Here is a 16,352-nt window from a genome sequence, read left to right as displayed (position 1 = left end):
GCGAGGTAACCCGATGAGTAAGGGAGTCTATTCCTTGTGGCTCGTTGGCGGAACGGCCTTATTGGTCGACGAGACGGCGCAATCCACGCTGCAATATGCATTGGACTCGATACTGTTTGCCCAACTGCGCTCGGACAAATTGAACGGCCCACGATTTGCCCGCTACGGGCTTTGGTACAGCGGCTATCGAACGGCTCTGGAAGAGCGTGGTTGGGTCATCACCTTCAGTCACAGTGACTACCCGCGCATGCAGGGCGACGTGCTACGAGCATCAGCAGACTGCCTCACAGGTTATTTGCAGGGTCGTCATCCCAGCCTGTCAGGCCATCTGCAAGCGGCCATCAACGCGCTTTCGCAAGATGAGGCGCAGCACGCCGTGCGGCCCTTTACCCAGGCCATGCAGGGTAAGACCACGGCAGTCGTTCAAGAGTTGGGCGTGTTGCTGCCTGGTGCTGTCCTCGACCTGTGTGGTGTAGCGTTCAAGACCCCGCAGTGTTCAACCAACGGTATCGACTTGCGCGCCAGTGGCGCAACGCTGGGCGAGTTCGTTTCTGACGCCAATCGCAAAGAGCTGCGTGACCTGCTTGAGCGCACGCAGAACGCGGCACACATCAGGAACCTGGGCCTGCTAAAACCGGAGCATGACCATGCACGAACATGAAGCCGATGTGGTTGGCGCAAGCCTGGTTTCGTTTATCCCTGGCGTTAGCCTTCGACAGCGCAACGCGATCAAGCTTGCCGCGTTGTGGTCTGAGACCGTGACCTTGACGGACATGAAGAAGGAAGCTGCCAAGGACCAATACCACTACTACCGCAAGAAGCTGATGTTTCTTGGGTGGGATGCGAAGACCGCAGAAGAGGTCCACTGGCCTGACCCTCAGCGCGTGGTAATAGTCGATCAAGTGCTGAGTGCGATCGATGCGGTCGCGGGGGATAGCCATTCAACCTACATGGCACTGGCGTTGGAGAAATTGAAGAAGAACGATACGCCTTTGCTGCATTTTGAGAAGCGAAGCGGTGAACAAGGGAAGTTTCAGCTGATGTCCTGCGCGCCCGTGAATGCCAACTATGTAGACATTGTGCTGTATCACGAGGCTGGCGGCCGCGCTGCATTCACGGCCGGTTTTCTGTTTCGTGAGCGCCGCAACATGCGCGTGATGGCAGAGCTGGTGCGGTTCAATACGCGCCTGTTCGACCAAGAGCGTCGCAGCGGGGTGGAACGTGCGCTGGTGAAAACCGCGCTGGAGGAGATCAAAAAGGCGGATTTTTAGGGTACCAGGTAACCCTTGATCCCGGTAAAGATGATCTGCGCCGCCAGGGCACAGACGAACAATCCCATCAAACGGCTGACGATCTGCAGGCCTTGGTCGCCGAGAATGCGCTCGATGCCGTGCGAGAGGTACAGCACCAGACCCACGGTGAAGCTGGCCAGCGCGATACTGGCGATGGCCAGCAATTTATCGTCCCAATGCGGCTGGCCCACGCCCATCACCAGCAGGGCACCGATGGTGCCGGGGCCGACGGTCAGCGGGATGGTCAAGGGCACGATGGTCACGTCCTGCTGCACGTTGTCGGCCTGCACCGCCGGTTTGCCCTGCGCCATGCCTAACGCCGAGATGAACAGCACGCTGCCGGCACCGATGCGGAAGGCGTCGGCGGTGATGCCGAAAATGCCGAAGATCGCCCGGCCGAACAGGTACAACAGCACGCTGGCGACCAGGGCGGCGAGGGCAACCTTCCAGGCCAGTTGCTTGCGTTCTTTGCTGGAATGGCCGCGGGTCAGGCTGATGAAGCACGACAGCACAAAGAACGGGCTGTAGAGCACGAGCATCTTCAGGTAGACACTGAACAACTCATGGAGCATGGGTTGGGATCCTCGGCTGCGGTGGGTGCCTGTCGATGCATCGTCGGCATTGCTTAGGGGATAGGCGCCGGATCCGTCTTGGCTTCCCGGTGATTCGCCCAATACTGGATCAGCTCGCGCAATTGCGACAACTCCACAGGCTTGGCCATGTGCCCATCCATGCCCGCCAACTTGGCGCGCTCCTTGTGCTCGGCAAGGATGTGCGCGGTCAGCGCGACCACGGGCGTACGTGGACGCTGGTGCGCGGCTTCCCATGCGCGCAGTTGCTGGGTGGCCGAGAAACCATCCAGCACGGGCATTTCGCAATCCATTAGCACCAAGTCATAGCGCTGCGCCTTCATGGCTTGCAACGCTTCTTCACCATTGCAGGCCGTGTCTGGCTCAAGGTTGAGCTTGCCCAGCATGCCGCGGATCACTTTGGTCGAGATGCTGTTGTCCTCGGCGACCAGCACGCGGAAGTCGCGGGGCAGGTCCAGTGCTTGCGGCACACCGGGAGGGGTGGCCGGCACCGCTTGCTCACGGCCGCGTTGGGCCAGCTCTTCGGCCAGTGTGGTCTTCAGCGTATAGCCTGCCACTGGTTTGGCGAGTATCCGCTTGACCCCGGCATTGCGTGCGATGACTTTGCTCGGCGCGTTGCTGATGCCCGTTAGCATTACCACTAGGATGTCGTGGTTAAGGCTTGGGTCTTCCTTGATCTTGGCCGCCAGTTGCATGCCCGTCATGCCGGGCATGTTCTGGTCCAACAGCACGGCATCGAAGTAGTCGCGCAGGTGCGCCTTGGTGCGCAGCAATGCCAGCGCTTCCTTGCCGGAAGGCACCGCGCTGACATTCATGCCCCAGGCGCTGCACTGCTGTACCAGCACCTTGCGGCAGGTGTCGTTGTCGTCCACCACCAGTACCCGCGCGTCGCGCAACGGGCCATCGAGGTCGGCGGGCGGTTGTTCCAGGCGCGAAGGGTCCAGCGGTAGGGTCAGCCACAGGGTGTTGCCCATGCCGCTGCTGCTCTTGATGCCGAATTCGCCCTGCATCAGGCCGATCAACTGCTTGGCGATGACCAGCCCCAGGTGGCCGCCGAGCTTGTTGCTGGAGAGGAAGTGATGGCTGTGCAGCTCGGCTTGCAACAAGGCTTCGCGCTCAGCGGCGGGCAACGGTTCGCCGCTGTCCTGCACGGCAATGCGCAAGCGCGGCGCCTCGCCACGTTGGTCGAGTGCCACCACCAGCAGGATCTCCCCCTGGTCGGTGTTTTTCAGGGCATTTTCCAGCAGGCTCGACAGTGCCTGGCGCAGGCGCGTTGGGTCGCCACTGATCACGCGAGGCACTTGTGGCTGGGTGAAGCTGATCAGCTCGATGTTCTGCTGTTCGGCCTTGGCCCGGAAGATGTTCAGGCAGTCCTCGATCAATGCATTGAGGTCGAACTGCACATCGTCCAGTTCGATCTGCCGGGACTCAAGCTTGGAGATGTCGAGAATCTCGTTGATCAGCGTCAGCAGCTCGTTGCCGGCGCTGTGGATGGTCTGCACGTAGTCGCGCTGCTTGACCGACAGCGGCGTGCCGAGCAGCAGCTCGGTCATGCCGAGCACGCCGTTCATGGGCGTGCGGATTTCGTGGCTGATCTTGGCCAGGAACTCGGCCTTGGCGTTGATCTCGGCATCGCTGGCGGCCAGGGCGCGGCTGGCGCTGAAGCGCTCTTCGCTCATGCGTCGCAGGCGTTCGCTGACCGCCAGGTTAAGCAAAAGGCCGCAAATGACGGTCAAGCCCATGAGCACGCACAGCAGCCACGGCGTCGACGTGCGGGTCAGGCCCAGAAGCGCCGGCAACAGCACCAGGCCGCCAAGGTTGTAGACCCCCATGGCGAGGGTGAACAGGCGTGCGGGCGCGTAGCCCTTGTACCAGTGATAGGCGCTGACCAGCAGCATGCTGACGCTGCCCAGGGCCAGCAGGGCATAGGTCATCAGGTTGAGTGGCAAGGTGTCGACGAACAGCAGCACCAGGCCGCTGACCGCAGCCACCAGCATCTCCCCCTGCAACAGGCGGTTGAGCCGCGGCGAATCGCACGGCGAGAAGAAATGCAGGGTGAAATACAGCCCGGCCAGGCCTGCAAGGACCAGGGTGAGGTAGGCCGCTGGCGTTTGCGCACTGTGCCACACGTGCCACCAGGGGCCGCTGAGGTTGAGCAGGATCAACCCGCTGAGCAGCATCAGGCCGTGGTAGAGCGCCAAAATCAACGTGGTGGTGGAGCGGCCATAGAGGAAGCGGATCAGGTTGTGCAGGATCAGCATCACCAGGCCGCCGAACAGCATGCCGAACAGCAGCGGTTGGGTCTGGTCGGAAGCGGCCACGGCCGCGGGCTCAAGGCTGATGGCCGGGCGCAATTGGTGCTCGGAAACCAAGCGCAGGTAGATGTCCAGCGGCTGCCGGCTGTTGGGCAATGGCAGCACATGGTCGCTGCCGCGCAGGGTCGGGCTGGCATTGCCGGCCTGGCGCCCGTGGTGCAGTTGACGCAGTAATTTGTCGCCCTCGAGGGCGTAGAGGTCCAGGCCTGATAGGTCTGGGGCGAACACCCGCAGCAGTTGCTCCTGATCGCCAGGTTCCAGGCGATAGTGCAGCCACAGGGCTTGTTCGGCAGGGGCGGCATCCAGGTCGCTGAGCAGCAATGGGCTAAACTGGTTGCGGTAGCGATCGGAGCGCACGTCGCTTAATTGCAGGTTGGCCTGTTCGTCGAGCAGAACGGACCAGCCTCCGCCTTCTTCGGCCGAGGCCGGGAGCAGGCAGAGCAGGGTCAGCAAGCTGACGATCAGAGCTGTGGCAATCCGAAGCCGACGCACTACGAAATCCCTTCTTAGCCGATGTGCCGGATACTAACTATGCGCGGCGCGCCAAGTCGAAGGCAAGGCCCAGAAAGGGCCCTGTCGACGAGCCGAAGGCCGTGGGCGCAAGGCGTCACGGCGCTTCGGTAAAGGTTACTGCTGGTGTTCACCGCGCTCGCGGGCAATGGCCCGGTAGCCGATGTCGGTACGGTAGAAGCTGCCGTCCCATTTGACCTGCTCTGCCAGGCGGTAGGCCTGCTGCTGAGCAGCTTCGACGGTTTGGCCCAGGGCAGTGGCGCAGAGCACTCGGCCGCCGGCGGTAACCACTTGGCCGTCTTTCAGGGTGGTACCGGCATGGAACACCTTGCCTTCGAGCTTGGCGGCTGCGTCCAGGCCGCTGATCGCGTCACCTTTGGCGTAGTCGCCCGGGTAGCCGCCGGCAGCCAGCACGACGCCCAGGCTCGGCCGTGGGTCCCACTGGGCTTCAACCTTGTCCAGGGCCTCGGCGAAGGCGGCTTCGATCAGCAGCACCAGGCTCGACTCCAGGCGCAACATGACCGGTTGGGTTTCCGGGTCACCGAAGCGGCAGTTGAACTCGATGACCTTGGGGTTGCCCGCCTTGTCGATCATCAGGCCAGCATAAAGGAAGCCGGTGTAGACGTTGCCTTCCTCGGCCATGCCGCGCACGGTCGGCCAGATCACTTGGTCCATCACGCGCTGGTGCACGTCGGCGGTCACGACTGGGGCAGGCGAGTAGGCGCCCATGCCACCGGTGTTCGGGCCGGTGTCGGCGTCGCCGACGCGCTTGTGGTCCTGGCTGGTGGCCATTGGCAGCACGTTGTGGCCGTCGACCATGACGATGAAGCTGGCTTCTTCGCCGTCCAGGAACTCTTCGATGACCACACGCGAACCCGCATCGCCAAAGGCGTTGCCGGCCAGCATGTCACGCACGGCGTCTTCGGCTTCTTGCAGGGTCATGGCGACGATCACGCCTTTGCCCGCCGCCAGGCCGTCGGCCTTGATCACGATCGGCGCACCCTTTTCCTGCAGGTAGGCCAGGGCTGGCTCGATTTCGGTGAAGTTCTGGTAGTCGGCGGTCGGGATCTTGTGACGCGCCAGGAAATCCTTGGTGAAGGCCTTGGAGCCTTCGAGCTGTGCGGCGCCTTTGGTGGGGCCGAAGCAGTCCAGGTTACGGCTGCGGAACAGGTCGACGACACCTGCGACCAGCGGCGCTTCAGGGCCGACGATGGTCAGTTGCACGTTCTGTTCGGCGAAGTCGGCCAGTTGCTCCAGGGCGTTGACGTCGATGGCGACGTTTTCGCACTTGGCTTCAGTGGCGGTGCCGGCGTTGCCCGGGGCAACGAAAACTTTCTCGACGCGTGGGTCTTGGGCGACTTTCCAGGCCAGGGCGTGCTCACGGCCGCCGCTGCCGATGATCAAAACTTTCATGTCAAAACCTCAATTCAAGGTGGTTTCGAGGCTGGCGGCGGACCTTGTGGGAGCGGGCTTGCCCCGCGAATGCGATGGTGAATTCACCGCCGCATTCGCGGGACAAGCCCGCTCCCACAGGCCCGCTGCTCGCCCCGGAATCCGTGTAATCAGTGGCGGAAGTGGCGCATACCGGTGAACACCATCGCGATGCCGGCTTCGTCGGCTGCGGCGATGACTTCGGCATCACGCATCGAACCACCTGGCTGAATTACGGCGCTGATACCCACTTTAGCCGCATTGTCGATGCCGTCACGGAACGGGAAGAACGCATCCGACGCCATGACCGCACCTTGAACTTGCAGGCCAGCATGCTCGGCCTTGATTGCAGCAATGCGAGCGGAGTTGACGCGGCTCATCTGGCCGGCGCCGACGCCGATGGTCTGGCGCTGCTTGGCGTAGACGATGGCGTTGGACTTGACGAACTTGGCCACTTTCCAGGCAAACACCAGGTCGTGGATTTCTTGCTCGGTCGGGGCGCGCTTGGTGACGATTTTCAGGTCATCGGCGGTGATCATGCCGATATCGCGGCTCTGCACCAGCAAACCACCGTTGACGCGCTTGAAGTCCCAGCCGGCAGCACGCTCAGCTGGCCATTCGCCGCATTCCAGCAGGCGAACGTTCTGCTTGGCGGCGACCACGTCGCGGGCGGCCTGGGAGATTTTCGGGGCGATGATCACTTCGACGAACTGGCGCTCGACGATGGCCTTGGCGGTTTCGCCATCGAGCTCGCGGTTGAAGGCGATGATGCCGCCGAAGGCCGACTCGGTGTCAGTGGCGTAGGCCAGGTCGTAGGCCTTGCGGATGCCGCCTTCGTCTTCCGGTACCACGGCCACGCCGCACGGGTTGGCGTGCTTGACGATGACGCAGGCAGGCTTGACGAAGCTCTTCACGCACTCCAGCGCGGCGTCAGTGTCGGCCACGTTGTTGAACGACAGCTCCTTGCCTTGCAGCTGGATGGCGGTGGAGATGCTGGCTTCACCCTTCTTGGCTTCGACGTAGAACGCCGCGCTCTGGTGCGGGTTCTCGCCGTAGCGCATTTCCTGGGCTTTGACGAACTGGCTGTTGAAGGTGCGCGGGAATTCGCTGCGTGCTTCAGTGCTCAGGGTGTCCTTGGCCTGGTCGATGGTGCCCATGTAGTTGGCGATCATGCCGTCGTAGGCGGCGGTGTGTTCGAACGCCTTGAGCATCAGGTCGAAGCGCTGGGCGTAGGTCAGGCCGCCGGCTTTCAGGCCGTCGAGGACGCTGGCGTAGTCGCTGGCATTGACCACGATGGCAACGTCTTTGTGGTTTTTGGCAGCGGAGCGGACCATGGTCGGGCCACCGATGTCGATGTTCTCGATGGCGGTCGGCAGGTCACAGCCTGGCTTGGAGATGGTGGCTTCGAAGGGGTACAGGTTGACGGCGACCAGGTCGATCGGCTTGATGCCGTGCTCGTTCATGATGGCGTCGTCGATGCCGCGACGGCCCAGAATGCCACCGTGGATTTTCGGGTGCAGGGTCTTGACCCGGCCATCCATCATTTCGGCGAAGCCGGTGTAGTCGGCCACTTCCACCGCGTTCACGCCGTTATCCTTGAGCAGCTTGTAGGTGCCGCCGGTGGACAGGATCTCGACACCGAGCTGCTGCAGCTCACGGGCGAATTCGAGGATACCGGTCTTGTCGGAGACGCTGATCAGGGCGCGGCGGATCGGCAGGCGGGTAGTCTGGTCGGTCATTTCGGATTCCATAACGCGGTGGAGTCAGCAAAAAAGGCGCCTCTGTTCAGGGAGCCGCCTTTTCTGATTGGGATTCTGGCTTACAACAAGTCGTACTGCTTGAGCTTCTTGCGCAGGGTGCCTCGGTTGAGCCCGAGCATCTCGCTGGCCTTGGTCTGGTTGCCCTTCACGTAGTTCATCACGCTTTCAAGCAGGGGCGCCTCGACTTCGGAGAGCACCAGGTTGTACACGTCCGTGACGGTCGCGCCTTCCAGGTGGGCGAAGTAGTTGTGCAGCGCCTTCTCGACGCTGTCGCGAAGGGTCTGGCCCTCTTCGCTTGGCGTGTTGAGGTGCTGTTTCAGGTTGGCGTTGTCGCTCACGGGCGTTGTTCCACTCACAAATGTCTCGGTCATCATCGTCATGCGGCCACCCCTTGTCCGTCCTCTGTCTCAAGGCTCTGTCGACGTTCACTGAAAAACGCGCGAACGTTGGCGCACTGCGCTTGTGTGTCTTCCAAAGCATTGAACCGGGAGCGAAACTCCTTGCCGCCGGGTCGTGTTGCCAGGTACCAGCCAACGTGCTTGCGGGCGATACGTACGCCCATCACGTCGCCATAGAAGGCATGCAGCGCGGCCAGGTGCTCTAGCAGGATGCGTTCCACTTCGTCCAGCTGCGGGGCCGGCAACTGTTCGCCGGTCCGCAGGTAATGCTCGATCTCGCGAAAGATCCAGGGCCGCCCTTGGGCAGCGCGGCCGATCAACAGGCCATCGACCCCGGTGGCGTCCAGTACCGCCCGGGCCTTTTCTGGCGATGTGATATCGCCGTTGGCAAATACCGGGATAGACACCGCCTGCTTGATGGCAGCGATGGTGTCGTATTCGGCTTCGCCTGTGTACAGGTCGGCGCGTGTGCGGCCATGCACCGCTAGCGCCTGGATGCCGGCCTGTTCAGCGATCTTCGCCACATTCAGGCCGTTCTTGTTCGCCCGATCCCACCCCGTGCGGATCTTCAGCGTCACCGGGACGTCCACGGCGCCTACCACGGCGTGGAGAATCTCGCTGACCAAGGCTTCATCTCTCAATAAAGCAGAGCCTGCAGCTTTGTTGCAGACTTTTTTTGCCGGGCAGCCCATGTTGATGTCGATGATCTGGGCACCCGCTTCGACGTTGGCCTTTGCCGCCGCTGCCATCATCTGGGCATCCCCGCCGGCGATCTGCACCGAGCGCGGCTCGGGATCGCCTTCGTGAATGCGGCGCAGGCTCGACTTGCGGCTGTTCCACAGGCTCATGTCGCTGGACACCATCTCCGACACCACCATGCCTGCGCCCAGGCGCTTGCAAAGTGTTCGGAAAGGCTGGTCCGTGACCCCGGCCATGGGGGCGAGGATCAGGTTGTTTCGCAGTGTGTATGGGCCGATGCGTACCGCCGACATAGGTGATCCCTGTTGTGGGGCCGAATCTTGGAGTTCGAAAAAGGGTGGGCATGATACCCGCTCTCGGTGACCGGATAAAGATGGATTTGGATAAAATCTGAACAGTTGTCGGCTTATGACTTTTGGTGTGGGTAGGCGAGGCTGGGGGCACAAAGTGCCCCCAGGATCAGCCGATTACTCCGGCGAGCGGAAGCTCAGGCTGTAGTTCACGGCCTTGGGGCCTGGGTCGAGGATGTCCAGGGCAATGTGGATCGGGGTCTGGCTGGGCATCTCGCCGCGCCCGGCCAGTTCGCCAGAGAGGTACTCGCTGGGCTTGAAGCGCCGGCTGGCGATCAGTTGGCCATTGAGGTCGGCGAAACGCAGCTCGAGCAGTGGGAACGGCTGGGCGAAGGGGGCGCGGTTGTAGATGATCGCATCGACGATCAGCGCACCCTTGAAGTCAGGGTGGCTGCGCACCACCAGGTTGCTGCTCTTGATGCGGGCGATGTCGACGCGGGTCGGCACTTCGCAGCCGAATAGCGGGCATACCTGCTGGAAGATCGGCCGGTACTGGTCCTGGCGGGCCATTTCATCGAAATGGAACCACACGTACTGGAACGCCAGCAGGCCTGCAGCCAGCAGCGTCAGGAAGCCCCACAGCAAGCGCTTGCCCCAGTTGGGCTGGGGCTTTTCCCAGCCCAGTTGAAGCGGGTCGTCGACCACGTCGACCAGCGGCTCCTTACGCGGCGCACGCTCGGGCTTGCTGGACAGGCCAGGCTCCAGGCGTTCACCGGGCAACGGCTCTACAGGGTCGTCGTCGTCGTCGTGGGCCGACAGGTGCAGGTCCAGTTCGTCATCGTCGCGCGCGCTGAGGCCCTTTTCCGGGGCTGGATCGTGGCTGGCAGCGAAGTGCTCGCTGACGAACGCATGGTGCTCGTCGGCCTCGATGTCGCGCCGTACGGGGGGCTCGTCGTCGATGTCCAGGTCCAGGTGGCCGCCCAGGGTCGGCTCGGTGCGATCGCCTGGGGCGGGCTCCAGGTCCAGTGACTCTTGTTCGAACGCTTCCTGTTCCAGCGCATGCTGTGTCAGTAGCGTGGGTGCAGGTTCAGGCGCCTGTTCAGGCTCGAAGCGGTCGTCGGTGGCGTTGCCAAACAGCTCATCGGTATGGGCGTCTGGCTGATGTTCTTCACGGCGGGCCTGCAGACCGTTGTCCGCGCTGGGCGGGCGAACGGCGGCAGGTTCGCCACGACGTTCAAGGCGGGCCAGCTCTTGGTCCAGGTCCAGTTCATCCAGGGCCTGGGCCGTGAGCGCCCAGTCGTCCTCAGGGGGCGCTGGGCGTTCGCTGGCGGGGGGATCGGGCGTGACCGCAGGCTTGGCAATCGGCTCGGCAGGCGCTGCAGGCGGGACGGGTACCACGGGCGCCACGGGCGCTCTAGGTTCCACAGGCACGCTGGCATCACCGGCGCGGTTCTGCTCCAGCAGTTGCTTTGCGGCGTTGAACACCTGCAGGCAATGGCCGCACCGCACCACGCCGCGCGCCACACTCAACTGGTGATGGGTGACGCGAAAGCTGGTCTGGCAATGCGGGCACTGGGTGACGAAACTGTCGGTCATGCGGCGATCCGGGGTTGTACAAAAGTTATTCTAGCGCGCTTAACGGCGGCGACCACTGATGCGCACCCAACCATCGCGTACGGCGATCGGGTCCAGCTCGAAGTCGGCGGCGTAGGCAGCAGCCACTTCATCGCCTTGTTCGGCAAGGATGCCCGAGAGTGCCAGCAGGCCACCAGGGCGGACCAGGCCAGACAACTGCGGCGCCAGCGAGACCAGCGGGCCGGCCAGGATGTTGGCGACCAGTACGTCTGCCTGCATGGCCGGCATGTGCTCGGGCAGGTACAGCGCCAGCTTCTCGTCGGCGATGCCATTGCGCTGGGCATTGTCGCGCGAGGCTTCAATGGCCTGCACGTCGATGTCGGTACCGACCGCTTCGCGCGCGCCCAGCAGCAGGGCGGCAATGGCCAGAATCCCCGAGCCGCAGCCAAAGTCCAGCACTTGGGTGCCTTCGAGTTGCTGGCCGTCGAGCCATTCCAGGCACAGGGCGGTGGTCGGGTGGGTACCGGTGCCGAACGCCAAGCCTGGGTCGAGCAGCAGGTTTACCGCGTCCTTGTCCGGCGCTTCGTGCCAGCTTGGCACGATCCACAGGCGGCGGCCGAAGCGCATCGGCTGGAAGTTGTCCATCCAGCTGCGTTCCCAGTCCTGGTCTTCGATCACTTCAGCCTGGTGCTCGGGCAGCTCGGCGCCGGTCAGCAGGCGGACGTGGGCGAACACCTGCTCGGGCTCGGCATCGGCCTCGAACAGGGCCAGCAGGTGAGTGTGCGACCACAGCGGGGTGGTGTTGAGGTCGGGTTCGAAGATCGGCTGATCTTCTGCGTCCACGAACGTGACCGAGACGGCGCCTACTTCAAGCAGGGCGTCTTCGTAGGTTTCGGCTTGTTCCGGGCTGATGGCCAGGCGTACTTGCAGCCAGGGCATGGCGGGCACCTTTGGTAAATCGACAGGGGCAGCCCGAGGCTGCGCGAAGGCTCGCAGTTTACGCGAGTGCGCGGGGTTTGTGGATTGTATCGGGGGCCTGTCGCGAATGGGGCGCACAGCGCCCCGGCGATCACTCAGACAAAACAGAGCGACAGGGACTCCGCTATATAAGCAGGCTTCTCTTCCCCTTCGATTTCCAGCGTGGCGATTGCCTTGAGCAGCCACTGGCCGGGTTTTTTCTCGAGCACTTCGGCGAGATCGATCTTCAGCCGCACCTGGCTGTCGACCTTGACCGGTTGAATGAACCGCACGCTGTCCAGCCCGTAGTTCACGACCATCTTCAACCCTTGCGGCAGGACCAGGATGTCCTCCATCAGCGTAGGGATCAGCGACAGCGTCAGGAAACCATGGGCGATCGTGCAGCCAAACGGTGTTTTCGCCGCTTTCTCCGGGTCGACATGGATGAACTGAAAATCGCCTGTGGCTTCGGCAAACAGGTTGATGCGCTGTTGGTCGATTTTCAGCCAGGCAGAACGGCCCAGTTCCTTGCCAACGTACTGCGAAAGCTCTGTAACCGGTACATAGGGCATCGCGACTCTCCAGGTTGTAAGTTGGTACGAAGGTGCAAGATCAGCACGGCCCACCGTTTCAGTCAAGTTGCGCGTTTTTCGGCGATTATCGGCTTATACCCTTAGCGTGCTTATAATGGCCGCCATGCCCGAGGGAGGTGCTTATGCTGTTGCGTGGTTTGACCTGGCTGGTGTTGTTTCAACTGCTGGGTACGGCGATCAATCACCTGTTTGTGCCGTTTTTGCCGGGGCCGATCATCGGCCTGTTGCTGCTGCTGTGCTTCCTGATGGCCAGGGGGGAGGTCGGCAAGCCGCTCAATGAAGCCGCCAGCAGCTTGCTGCGCTACCTGCCACTGTTGCTGGTGCCGCCGGCGGTGGGGGTAATGGTGTATGCCAAGGACATCGCCGCCGACTTCTGGGCGATTGCCGGTGCACTGTTCATTTCGTGCCTGCTGACCCTGGTGTTCGTCGGCGTGTTGATGCAGAAGCTCATCCACCGCCAAGGCAAGCACGAGGAGCAGCCATGATGCTCGACTGGCAAGGCGCGCTCGATGCAGTCATCCACCATCCTTTGTTTGGCATCGGCATTACCCTGGGGGCCTATCAGGTTGTGCTTGCGGGCTATGAGAAGACCCGCTGGATCTTCCTGCAGCCGGTACTGGTGTCGATGCTGCTGGTAATTGGCGTGCTGCTGGTGTGCGGCATCGACTACAGCGAGTACCGCCAGCGTACCGAGATCATGAACACGCTCCTGGGGCCTGCCACTGTGGCCCTGGCCGTGCCGCTCTACCTCAACCTGCGGCGTATTCGCCAACTGTTCTGGCCGACATTTACTACGCTGGTAATCGGAGGCCTGTTCGCCACGGTCTGCTGCCTGCTGCTGGGCTGGTGGTTCGGCGCCGAACACATGATCCTGATGACCATGGCGCCGAAGTCGGTGACGTCGCCGATCGCCATGCTGGTGGCCGAGCAGATTGGTGGCGTGGCGGCGCTGGCCGCGGTGTTCGTGCTGATCACCGGCGTTATCGGTGCGATCTTCGGCCCGGCGCTGTTGACCCGCCTCGGTGTGCACAGCCCTGAGGCGCGCGGCATGTCGCTGGGCGTGACCGCGCATGCGGTGGGCACTTCGGTGGCCCTGCAGGAAAGTGATGAATGCGGCGCTTTCGCCGCGCTGGCGATGAGCCTGATGGGGGTGGCCACGGCGGTGTTCCTGCCGCTGGCGGTCAGCCTGGTGGCTTGAGGAGTTGTGATGACGCTACCGCTGTTTCCCCTCAATACCGTGCTGTTTCCGGGGTGCTTCCTCGATTTGCAGATTTTTGAGGCGCGCTACCTGGACATGATCAGCCGCTGCATGAAGCAGGGCGAGGGCTTTGGGGTGGTGTGCATCCTGGAAGGGGAGCAGGTTGGCAAAGCGCCACCGACGGTTGCTTCGATCGGTTGCGAGGCGATGATCCGCGACTTCGTGCAGCAGGATAACGGCTTGCTGGGTATCCGTGTCGAAGGGGTGCGGCGTTTCAACCTGGAGCAGACCGAGGTGCAGAAGGACCAGTTACTGGTCGGGCAGGTGCAGTGGTTGCCGGAGCTGGCTGATAGCCCCCTGGGCGAGGCGGACGAAGACCTGCTGGCATTGCTGGTTGCCCTGGGTGAGCACCCGATGGTCGAGGCGCTGGACATGCCGCGGCCGGTGGATGGGCGGCAAGCGTTGGCCAATCAGCTGGCGTATCTGCTGCCGTTCATGGAAGAGGACAAGCTGGACCTGCTGAGCATCGACTCGCCGCAGTTGCGGCTGGAAGAGATTCAGAGGCTGTTGGAGCGGATTCAGGGTGAGCTGTTTGCCTGACTGATCACTGTGGCTTGTTGTGGCCTCTTCGCGGGGCAAGCCCGCTCCCACAGGTGTGGTGCATGGCAGACTGCCTGTGGGGGCGGGCTTGCCCGCGAAGAGGCCGGCATAGGCAACATCAATACTGATACCGCTCCAAAGCCTGCGGCAGCGCGTGCATGGCAAAGAACGCCAGCAGCGCGACACACGCCGGCAGCACCAACCACCACACCCGTAGCGGCAGCGCTGGAAGCGGCTGGCGATGCTGCACCAAGGTCAGGCTAACCGCGCAGACGCAGCACGCCAGCAAGGCGCCGGCCAGAATATCGGTCGGCCAGTGCGCCCCCAGGTAAACCCGCGACAACGCAATCGCCAAGGCAGGAATGCACCCCAGCAACACCCAGGTCAGGCGCATCCGCGGCGGCTGGGCACGCCCCGCCAGCACCGCCATTACCAAAAAGAACGCAAACGACGCCGAGCTGTGGCCGCTGGGCATGCTGTAGCTGGTCAGTGGGTCGGTCAGCACCTCGGGCCGCGCGCGGGCGAATAGCCACTTGAGCGTGCCATTGGCAATCGCCGTACCCATCAATGCGCCGCCCGCAAACAGTGCATGGCGCCATTGTTGGGCGAGCAGCAGCAGGCCGGTCAGCAGCCCACCGAGGAAAAACTGCGTGCGAAAATCACCCAGCCGTGTCACCAGTACCACGGTGCCGTCGATGACTTGGCTGCGGTGTTCCTGCACCAGTGTCATCACGCCCTGATCGAATTCGTGCAAGTACGGCCAGCCCAGGAATACCCCGGCCAGGGCCGCGAAGCTCAAGCCGGCGATCAGCCGAGTGCCGTGGCGTTGATCGCGGATGCTGCTGTTCAGGCTCAGGCCGATGAGCACCGCCAACGCACCGGCAAGGATGCCCGCATCCAGCCAGAAGCCTTCCGGTAAAGGCAGGCGCATGGCGGCGCCCGTGGCCCAGCCAGGCAGCAGGTAGGCAACTGACCAGCCGGCGCCTGCCACCAGGCTGACGGCAATGAAGCGCGGCAGTGGCATGTCGAACATGCCGGCGACCATCGGCAGCATGGGCCGCAGCGGCCCAATGAAGCGCCCGACCAGCAGGCTGGCGATGCCATAACGCTGGAAGTAGGTTTCGGCGCTGCCGATCCATTCCGGGTGGTGGCGTAGCAGTGGCAGGCGGCGGATGTTCTGGTGGAAATACTTGCCGACCGTGTACGACAGTGCATCACCCAGCAAGCCGCCGAGAAAGCCCAGCAATAGCGTTTCGCCCAGGCTGAAGGTACCGCTGCCGGCCAGCACGGCGACCGCGAACAGCAGCACGGTGCCAGGCACGATGATGCCGGCAATGGCCAGGCATTCGATGCAGGCCACCAGGAAAATCGCCAGGCCAAGCCACTGGGGGTTGGCGCTTAGCCAGCCGGTCAGGCTGTCGAGCCATTGGCCCATGTGTCAGTTTCCTTGTTGATGAATGAAGAAGTCTCGGCCTTCGACTTGGCCGCGTCGCAACGGGTTCCGTGTACAGAAGCGGGCGTATTCGGCGTCGACGAAGCGGTACGGCAGGTGCTCATCGCGGCCCTGCGGGATACCCAGGCGCGCAGCCTGGATCACCCGCGGCACGGCGATGCCGCAGTCGTCGACGTACAAGTGCTCAGGGTCGAACCGCTGCGCGTCCCAGCGCGGCACTTTCAGGCCCAGTGCACGGCATAGCAGGGTCTGGCCTGCGCACAGGCGCTCGGCCGGGCGCAGGTTGCCGCTGGCGTCGGGGTTGTTCAGTTGCATCTGCGCCAGGCTGTTGGCGTTCGAGAGGTCATCCTGCCAAGGGTAGGCGGACTTGATCAGCACCGCATTGCCCGGGCCATGGGCGCTGAAGTTCAACGAGTCGCCACCGCGGGCGTAATACATGTAGATGTGCCCGCCGTCGAGGAACAGGGCCTTGCGCTTTTCCGTATACCCGAGCGAGGCATGGCTGCCTTTGTCGGTCAGGTAGTAGGCCTCGGTCTCGATGATTCGCGCGGCCAGCCAGAGGTCGCCCTGGCGATGGCGGATGACCTTGCCCAGCAACTCCTTGGCCAGGGTCTGGGCGTCACGGTCGAAAAAGCGGTCGGGCAGGGCTGGCATGCTGGCAGTTCGTGGCTTCAAAGGCTTGGATGATAGC

General features: G+C 62.9%; 16 protein-coding genes. 5 read left to right on the top strand and 11 right to left on the bottom strand.

Translation table 11 applies throughout. The annotated features are described in order from the left end of the window. Nucleotides 1-13 precede the first annotated feature (13 nt). Together ACMCNM_RS24860 and ACMCNM_RS24855 are read left to right on the top strand one after the other, a co-directional pair. Entirely contained in the window at nucleotides 14-661 is a 648-nt protein-coding gene (locus tag ACMCNM_RS24860) for a hypothetical protein (protein WP_186677424.1), read from the top strand. After that, the gene (locus tag ACMCNM_RS24855) at nucleotides 648-1,271 is read left to right on the top strand and encodes a hypothetical protein (protein WP_412765609.1); all 624 of its coding nucleotides are present in this window, start codon (nucleotides 648-650) and stop codon (nucleotides 1,269-1,271) included. The genes ACMCNM_RS24860 and ACMCNM_RS24855 overlap by 14 nt, the downstream gene beginning before the upstream one ends. Here the strand turns inward: ACMCNM_RS24855 and ACMCNM_RS24850 are convergent. The 9 genes from ACMCNM_RS24850 to ACMCNM_RS24810 all read right to left on the bottom strand — a co-directional run bounded on the left by ACMCNM_RS24850 (nucleotide 1,268) and on the right by ACMCNM_RS24810 (nucleotide 12,389). Next, complete coding sequence (locus ACMCNM_RS24850) at nucleotides 1,268-1,864, bottom strand: MarC family protein (protein ID WP_186677428.1); 597 nt, start codon at nucleotides 1,862-1,864, stop codon at nucleotides 1,268-1,270. The two genes, ACMCNM_RS24855 and ACMCNM_RS24850, sit on opposite strands and share 4 nt — an antisense overlap. 53 nt (nucleotides 1,865-1,917) lie before the next feature. After that, complete coding sequence (locus ACMCNM_RS24845; RefSeq protein ID WP_027592594.1) at nucleotides 1,918-4,689, bottom strand: hybrid sensor histidine kinase/response regulator; 2,772 nt, start codon at nucleotides 4,687-4,689, stop codon at nucleotides 1,918-1,920. 135 nt (nucleotides 4,690-4,824) lie between these two features. Continuing rightward, nucleotides 4,825-6,120, bottom strand: a complete 1,296-nt coding sequence (gene purD, locus ACMCNM_RS24840; RefSeq protein ID WP_027592595.1) for a phosphoribosylamine--glycine ligase — start codon at nucleotides 6,118-6,120, stop codon at nucleotides 4,825-4,827. 149 nt (nucleotides 6,121-6,269) lie between these two features. Beyond that, the gene (purH, locus tag ACMCNM_RS24835) at nucleotides 6,270-7,877 is read right to left on the bottom strand and encodes a bifunctional phosphoribosylaminoimidazolecarboxamide formyltransferase/IMP cyclohydrolase (RefSeq protein ID WP_085272339.1); all 1,608 of its coding nucleotides are present in this window, start codon (nucleotides 7,875-7,877) and stop codon (nucleotides 6,270-6,272) included. A gap of 80 nt (nucleotides 7,878-7,957) precedes the next feature. Further along, nucleotides 7,958-8,278 (bottom strand): DNA-binding transcriptional regulator Fis, encoded by a 321-nt coding sequence (gene fis / locus ACMCNM_RS24830; protein ID WP_012274390.1) that lies wholly within the window; start codon nucleotides 8,276-8,278, stop codon nucleotides 7,958-7,960. Next, the gene (gene dusB / locus ACMCNM_RS24825; protein ID WP_027592597.1) at nucleotides 8,275-9,288 is read right to left on the bottom strand and encodes a tRNA dihydrouridine synthase DusB; all 1,014 of its coding nucleotides are present in this window, start codon (nucleotides 9,286-9,288) and stop codon (nucleotides 8,275-8,277) included. The genes fis and dusB overlap by 4 nt, the downstream gene beginning before the upstream one ends. Before the next feature lie 174 nt (nucleotides 9,289-9,462). Beyond that, nucleotides 9,463-10,881 carry a DUF3426 domain-containing protein gene (locus ACMCNM_RS24820; protein WP_412765608.1) on the bottom strand — a complete coding sequence of 473 codons (1,419 nt, stop codon included), beginning with the start codon at nucleotides 10,879-10,881 and terminating at the stop codon, nucleotides 9,463-9,465. A gap of 39 nt (nucleotides 10,882-10,920) precedes the next feature. After that, the gene (gene prmA, locus ACMCNM_RS24815) at nucleotides 10,921-11,799 is read right to left on the bottom strand and encodes a 50S ribosomal protein L11 methyltransferase (RefSeq protein WP_027592599.1); all 879 of its coding nucleotides are present in this window, start codon (nucleotides 11,797-11,799) and stop codon (nucleotides 10,921-10,923) included. 134 nt (nucleotides 11,800-11,933) lie between these two features. Next, complete coding sequence (locus ACMCNM_RS24810; protein WP_027592600.1) at nucleotides 11,934-12,389, bottom strand: MaoC family dehydratase; 456 nt, start codon at nucleotides 12,387-12,389, stop codon at nucleotides 11,934-11,936. A gap of 143 nt (nucleotides 12,390-12,532) precedes the next feature. On the opposite strand from ACMCNM_RS24810, the gene ACMCNM_RS24805 reads away from it, so the two are divergent. Genes ACMCNM_RS24805 through ACMCNM_RS24795 form a run of 3 tightly spaced genes read left to right on the top strand, consistent with a single transcriptional unit; the run spans nucleotide 12,533 to nucleotide 14,208 of the window. Further along, complete coding sequence (locus ACMCNM_RS24805; RefSeq protein WP_027592601.1) at nucleotides 12,533-12,895, top strand: CidA/LrgA family protein; 363 nt, start codon at nucleotides 12,533-12,535, stop codon at nucleotides 12,893-12,895. Further along, complete coding sequence (locus ACMCNM_RS24800) at nucleotides 12,892-13,608, top strand: LrgB family protein (RefSeq protein ID WP_027592602.1); 717 nt, start codon at nucleotides 12,892-12,894, stop codon at nucleotides 13,606-13,608. The genes ACMCNM_RS24805 and ACMCNM_RS24800 overlap by 4 nt, the downstream gene beginning before the upstream one ends. Nucleotides 13,609-13,617: 9 nt before the next feature. Continuing rightward, nucleotides 13,618-14,208: an LON peptidase substrate-binding domain-containing protein gene (locus tag ACMCNM_RS24795; RefSeq protein WP_099455398.1), complete on the top strand. Its 591-nt coding sequence runs from the start codon at nucleotides 13,618-13,620 to the stop codon at nucleotides 14,206-14,208. Nucleotides 14,209-14,326: 118 nt separating this feature from the next. Here the strand turns inward: ACMCNM_RS24795 and ACMCNM_RS24790 are convergent, their stop codons facing one another. Further along, nucleotides 14,327-15,643 (bottom strand): bifunctional DedA family/phosphatase PAP2 family protein, encoded by a 1,317-nt coding sequence (locus ACMCNM_RS24790; protein WP_412765607.1) that lies wholly within the window; start codon nucleotides 15,641-15,643, stop codon nucleotides 14,327-14,329. Between the two features lie 3 nt (nucleotides 15,644-15,646). Further along, nucleotides 15,647-16,315 (bottom strand): DNA-3-methyladenine glycosylase, encoded by a 669-nt coding sequence (locus ACMCNM_RS24785; protein ID WP_027592605.1) that lies wholly within the window; start codon nucleotides 16,313-16,315, stop codon nucleotides 15,647-15,649. Nucleotides 16,316-16,352 lie beyond the last annotated feature (37 nt).

The sequence above is a fragment of the Pseudomonas sp. NGC7 genome (genome assembly GCF_047159675.1).
In the GTDB taxonomy this organism is placed as follows: domain Bacteria; phylum Pseudomonadota; class Gammaproteobacteria; order Pseudomonadales; family Pseudomonadaceae; genus Aquipseudomonas; species Aquipseudomonas kermanshahensis.
The sequence above is the reverse complement of the archived record's forward strand: the minus strand, read 5'-3'. Positions and strand labels throughout refer to the sequence as shown.